This window comes from uncultured Aquincola sp. (assembly GCF_964001545.1).
Classification (GTDB): Bacteria; Pseudomonadota; Gammaproteobacteria; order Burkholderiales; family Burkholderiaceae_C; genus Aquincola.
The window spans coordinates 1-5,625 of sequence record NZ_CAXFDV010000661.1; the positions used below are offsets into that span (position 1 = coordinate 1).

The following is a 5,625-nucleotide window of genomic DNA, read 5'->3' on the forward strand; positions in this document are numbered from 1 at the left end:
CTGGGCATCTCCATCGTGCAGCTGTCCGACCCCGCCATCACCATGGCCTACCCGGTGCGCGTGCTGCGCCTGGGGCGCGGCGCCCCGGCCCTGCAGATGTCGCTGGCCCTGCGCAAGACCGATGCCGACGACCGCCGCCTGCTGGCGCTGCAGGCGGCGATGGCCGAGACGCTGGCCTCGCCGATGCGGCGGCGCGCCGTCACGGCGTTGGGTTGAGACGCGGCTGCCGGCGCCGACCTGCCCATCCCAAGGCGCCCAGGCTGGTGCCCACCAGCGCCAGCGAGCCGGGCTCCGGCACGGTGTTCTGCGCATGGGCGATGAGGTCGGTCGTGCTGACCACCGTCCAGGCCGGCACTGCCGAGTCGGCCTGGTAGGTGCTGGACAGGCGCATGTCCGACCGGCCCCCCAGGCCGTTGACCATCGTGTTGGTGTCGAACTGGTCCCTGGCCTCACCGCCCACCACGCTCAGGTAGCCCTGGCCCTGCCCTGCGAAGTTGGTATTGGTGAAGTCGTTGATGTAGCTGGCGAACAAGCCTTGCGGCGTGCTGTCGGCGCCCTGGTCGAACTGCAAGGCCAGCCACAGCACCCCGTCGGTGACACCGCTGTACCGGTCCTGCGCCGTGCGGCGCGACTCGCCGGCCGTGTCGGCACCCACGTAGCCATCGCTGGTGTTGCGGTAGATGTCGAGCCGGCCGCCGCCCGTGTAGGCCCGGGTCAGCACCTGGCCGGGCGAGAACGGATTGAGGCCCGCGATGACGTACTGGTCGGTCAGACCGTAGAACATGCCGGTGAGGTAGTACCCCGCCTCGCCCTGGCTCCACAGCGTGGTCGAGCCGCGCACGATGCGCGAGATGCTGAACACGCCCCAGCTGTCTTCGCTGCCATAGGCACCGGGTGCCTTGCCGCCAGGCGCCAGGGCCTTGTCACAGCTGGCCACGTCGGTGCAGATCGGCCGTTCCTTGAAGCCGCCGTACTGCGTGGCGGCCATGTCCAGGTTGCCCATCTCGATCTTGAGGTCGCCGTCCAGCAGCGTCAGCGGCGCCGCCGACGCGGGCAAGCCGCAGCACAGCAAGCCGGCACCGAGCGCAGCGGCCGATGCCCAATCCCTGGTCTTCATGATCTTCCTCCTGTTGCATCAACACATGAAACCCACGCCCCCATGGCGCGGGTCAAGCCACGTAGACGAACTTCCTTTCGTGGTCCAGCGGCGGCCCGAAGCCGCAGTCGTGCAGGCGGCGCACTTCCACCTGCACCGTGCCATCCAGTTGTCCATACAAGTGATGTTCGAGACGGGCCAGCTCGGCATCGCCGACCTCACCCGCGGCCTGCACCCGCAGCCGCCCGTCCTGCAGCCGGAAGGCGCCGGTCAGGCGACGGGCCACGGCAGCGTCGGCATACAGGCACTCCTTGATGCGCTCGGCCGAGGGCTGCCCGGGCCGGCGGTCGCGACGGCGGCCATGCACCAGCAGCCAGGGCAGCGCCGGTGGTGGCAGCCCCAGATCGCGGCAGGCCGCGGCGGCTGCGGCCGGCGGCACCCTGCGCGCCAGATCACCGGTGGCATAGCGCGGCAGCAGCACCGGCGTTCGCGGGTCCAGCAAGGTCACCACCAGATCGCCGTCGCCATGCGCATCGGCGTTCACCACCTCCGCATGACAGCGCTGCGGGTCGTGGCAGAAGACGCTGGGCAGGCCACCGTCTTCATCCAGCGCATCCAGGCCCGGCCAATGCGCGCCCTGTTGCATCGCCTGCCGCACCGCGATGCAGGCCGGGTCCTCGAAGAACAGGTGCAGGCCCAGCTCGCCCACGCCCATCGACGACAGCACCCGCCTGCCATCGCCTGGCACCATGCCCAGCGCATCGGCGATGAAGCGGCGCTGCGGTTCGACCAGCATCTCCTCGCCCAGCACCATGCTCGTCCGCAGCGCGGCCCAGTCCAGCCCACGTGCCGCCGCATGGGCCAGCAGGGTGCGCACGAACAGCGGATCGGTGCAGACCACCACCTGCTCGTAGCTGGGCCCCAGTTGCTGCAGCAGCGCGCAGGCCATGTCCTCACGCACGCTGACGTTGGCCACGGTGGCCGACTCGGCGTCGAAGCTGACACCCATGGGCAGGCAGTTCACCACCAGCGTGCGGCGCTCGTCGGTGCCGAACATCTGCTGCAGGCCCAGGTCGATGGCTGCCCGGGCGCTGCGCATCTCACCCCGGGTGTTGAGCTTGAAGCCAAAGGCCGCGCCGCCGCGACCCGAGCTGGTGAGGGCCTGGCCGATCTCGTGCGTGCGCAAGGGCCCGGCCAGTTCTTCCAAGGCATGGCGGCCGAAGCAGCTGTCCTTGTCGAGCACCGGCAGACGCTCCAGCGGCGGCAGCGGCGCCACCAGGCTGAGGCCATGCTGCAGCAGCAGCCGGCGGTACGCGGGGCTGCACGCCTTGGCCCGGTGGGCGATGCGCAGTGCGCCCTGCGCAGCGCGGTGCACGGCCTGCTCCACCGCCACCGCGCCGGCACGGCGCAGCAAGGCACGGCGCTGCTGCCGGCGCAACCAGCGGCCGATCACGACAGCCCCTGCGCAGGTTCATCGGGCGCCTGCAGCCAGTGCAGCAGCGCGGGATGGCGTTCGCGCAAGGTCGCCTCCAGCAAGCGAAGGTCCTGCCGGTAGGGCGCCACCGGCCCGTGGTACTGGCCTTCGTCCCCGATGCGTTCGAAGGCAAGCCCCAGACGCTGCAGGGACAGCGGCAGGAAGCGCTCCATCGCCGCATACCAGGTGTCGATCCCGGCGCGGCGGCTGTACTGGAACATCTGGCGATAAAGGCTGAGCACGATCTGTGCAGAGCCCTGTCGGCGTTCGCTCCGCGGCTGCGGAGGAAGGCTGTCATCGCCCACGCCCGACAGGCCGTCGCCGCGGCGACGTCGATAGTCCCGGCGCACCATCAGGCGGCTGACTTCGGCTGCCTGACCGCCCCGCAGCAACTGCACGCCGGCATGCGGCACGAGGCCTGCCAGTTCGAACGGATAGAGGCCTTGCTCGCTGCAGAACACCAGCCGCGACAGCCCCACCAACTCACCCCGCAGGTTGCGGGCGCCGAAGTGGGCAGCCTGTGCATCGTGACTGTCGCGCTCCAGGCCCTGCGGATGATCTGCCGCAGGCACAAAGCCGCATTCTTCGCAGTACACCTGCCAGCGCAGGCGGTACAGCGGCGTCAGGTCGGGCTCGGCCACTTCCTGCGGCGCCAGTGCGCCGTGTCGCCCGGCGCGCCAGCAGCGGCTGTGGAAGTGGGGCGCAAAGGAAGCAGGCATCTCGGGGCGGCTCAGCGGCAGGTACACGCGAGCCACTCTAGGCAGCGGCCGTTGACGCAGCGTTGAAGAACCGGCCCCGCTACACGCTTTCAGAAAACTTCAAGGCGCTTCAGCCGAACGAAGGGGCGCGCCGCAACGCAGGCTTGACTGATGTGCCGGCAGGGGCCAGCGCTGCACGGTGCTCAGCGTCAGGCCACAGACTGCGGGCCGCTTCGCGCAGCAGCGTGTACTTGAAGCGATAGGCCCTCGTGCGCGCCGCACCTTGCGGCGCGTCTGACGTCGCGGTCACGGCCTCCAGCACACCGCAGGCGCACAGTGCGTCGAGCAGCGCAGGCAGGTGGTCGGCGCCTGTGTGATCGGCCGTGGCCTGGTGCAGCTGCACCATCCACGCACGCAGACTGGCAACCTCGAACACCGGGGCCATCGCAGCGGCGCAGCGCGCCACATGGCGGGCCGCATGCCCGGCTTGATCGAGCCGCGCAGCCAACAGGTCCCACAGCGGGGCCGGCACGCGCGCCTGCGTCGCAGGATCGCCGCCGGCCAGATACTGCCGCGCCAAAGCCAGCGCAAACCCCGGCACGCCGTCCGACCGTTTGATCACCGCCTCGCGCGCCTGTACGTCCTGCAGGCCAACCCCATCGAGCAGCAGCCCAAGCGTTGGCGCCGACAGCGGCGGCACCTGCCACTGCTGCGCCAGCAGGCCGGCCAGCGGCGCCGCCGCCGGCCGCCGCGATGCCAGCAACACCAGCCACGGCTGATGGGCCCTGCGCAGCCAGGCCGCCAGCATGTCCAAGGCCGGCTGGGGTGCATGCTGCAAGTCGTCCACCAGCAAGAGCCCCGGTCCGGGCGCCGCTTCCATCTGCGACAGCAGCGCCTGCAAGGCCAATTGGCATTGATGCGGCCGGCTGTGCTCTGGCAGGCTTGCCAGGGTATGGGCCCCCGTCGCCCAGCACAGGCGCAACACCGGCCGCTGCTGCTGGCGCACGGCCGAAGCCATCTCCGCCAGCAGGCGGCTCTTTCCGATGCCGGCCTCGCCGTACAGCAGCACCGCGCGCGGGCCGCGGCCAGCTGCCAGCGCCCACTCGGCCAGCAGACCCCAGTGCAGCGACGTGCGCCCGACCAGTGGCGCTCCATGCGCTGGCGCTGCCAGCTCGTGCACCACAAAGCCCTGCACTGCAGGCGAAAAGCGGTGCAGGCCTCCATCGGCCTGCACCACCGCGTCGCTGACCACCAACTGCCCGGGCTCGGCGGCCAACGCCAACCTGCGCGCCTGCTTGCGCAATGGACCCCATGCATCCAGGCCCGGCTGCCCCGGCGACAGCAGTGCCCACCCCAGGTGCAGGCCCAGCCGGCAATGCAATGCGTCGGGTATCGATTGCCGCAGCGCACGTCCGGCGCGCAGTGCCAGTTGCAGCGCGTTCTCATGCGCCGGCCAATGTCCGAAGCAGGCCAGCAGTTCCCCGTCCTCGGCCTGATGCAACTGCGCGCCATGGGCCAGCAGCAGGTCGGCACCGGCCTTGAGCACCTGGGCCGCTTCACCGGGCAGCCGCGTGTCCAAGCTGGGCTGCGACGCGTCAGCGGGCTCCAGGTCGCAGGCCAACACCCACAGTCGGCGTCGCTCGAGCGGCGGGAACCGGGCTGGCCGTGCAGTCACGCCGTCGGCTGCCGGGTCAGCCAACCGCATCCGGGAGATCCCCGGCGCCTGCGCGGAGCGCACGCCATGCCGGCGCAGGCTGTCGGCCAAGGCCAGGGTTTCCGGCTGCGGCGAGATGCCCAGCTCCTTCTGCAACTCGGCCTCGAACTGCTCGAATGCCCGCAAGGCACTCGCCGGGCTGCTCAACGCCAGCAGCCGCAGGCGCTGGCGTTGCACGGGCTCTGCCCAGGGGTCGATGGCGAGCAGGCGGTCCAAAGGCGCCAGGGCGGCCTCCGGCTGGCCCTCGGCTTCAAGTTGGTCGGCCCACCGCTGCAGGCCGTGTGCGGCCAGTCGCTCCAGCTGCCCGCGCCTGCGCGCGGCCCAGTCGGCGAAGGCCGGCGTGTCGTCCAGATGAAAGCCGTGCAGGAAGGGACCGCCATACAGCGCCAGCGCCTGCTGCAGTTGGGCAGCGTCGGGCCGCATCGCGGGCGACAGCAGTGGCAGCAGCTGGCGCATGAAGGTGCGCACGTCCACGCGCCAACGCGGCTCATCAGCCCGCAGGCGGACGCTCTTGCGATCGGCGCAGAGGTCATCGGCAGCCGCTTCGGGCAGCGTGTGCAGCACTCGCCGCAGGTCGTGGAGCGCGCGGCGCAGGTTGGCCAGCGCCTGGTCGGCGCTGGAGGCGGGCCACAGCCATTGAGCC

4 protein-coding genes and 1 pseudogene are annotated in these 5,625 nt (G+C 70.9%); 1 reads left to right on the plus strand and 4 read right to left on the minus strand.

Annotated elements, in window-relative coordinates; genetic code table 11:
• Window positions 1–216 (plus strand): annotated as a pseudogene (locus ABNT58_RS23025) (LysR family transcriptional regulator); the annotation flags it as partial.
• On the opposite strand, the gene ABNT58_RS23030 reads toward ABNT58_RS23025, so the two are convergent.
• The 4 genes from ABNT58_RS23030 to ABNT58_RS23045 all read right to left on the minus strand — a co-directional run bounded on the left by ABNT58_RS23030 (window position 200) and on the right by ABNT58_RS23045 (window position 5,438).
• On the minus strand, window positions 200–1,117 hold the full coding sequence (locus ABNT58_RS23030) for a PEP-CTERM sorting domain-containing protein (RefSeq protein WP_348755733.1): 918 nt from the start codon (window positions 1,115–1,117) through the stop codon (window positions 200–202). The pseudogene ABNT58_RS23025 and the gene ABNT58_RS23030 overlap by 17 nt on opposite strands.
• Window positions 1,118–1,169: 52 nt before the next feature.
• Window positions 1,170–2,510, minus strand: a complete 1,341-nt coding sequence (locus ABNT58_RS23035) for a hypothetical protein (RefSeq protein ID WP_348755734.1) — start codon at window positions 2,508–2,510, stop codon at window positions 1,170–1,172.
• Window positions 2,511–2,545: 35 nt separating this feature from the next.
• Complete coding sequence (locus ABNT58_RS23040) at window positions 2,546–3,211, minus strand: PEP-CTERM/exosortase system-associated acyltransferase (RefSeq protein ID WP_348755735.1); 666 nt, start codon at window positions 3,209–3,211, stop codon at window positions 2,546–2,548.
• Between the two features lie 187 nt (window positions 3,212–3,398).
• The gene (locus ABNT58_RS23045; protein ID WP_348755736.1) at window positions 3,399–5,438 is read right to left on the minus strand and encodes a BTAD domain-containing putative transcriptional regulator; all 2,040 of its coding nucleotides are present in this window, start codon (window positions 5,436–5,438) and stop codon (window positions 3,399–3,401) included.
• Window positions 5,439–5,625: the final 187 nt, after the last annotated feature.

What these genes read in the sequence shown, in the direction of transcription:
- ABNT58_RS23030 (WP_348755733.1), bottom strand. Translation starts at nt 1,117, where the DNA reads ATGAAGACCAGGGATTGGGCATCGGCCGCTGCGCTCGGTGCCGGCTTG.
- ABNT58_RS23045 (WP_348755736.1), bottom strand. Translation starts at nt 5,438, where the DNA reads ATGCGCCAGCTGCTGCCACTGCTGTCGCCCGCGATGCGGCCCGACGCT.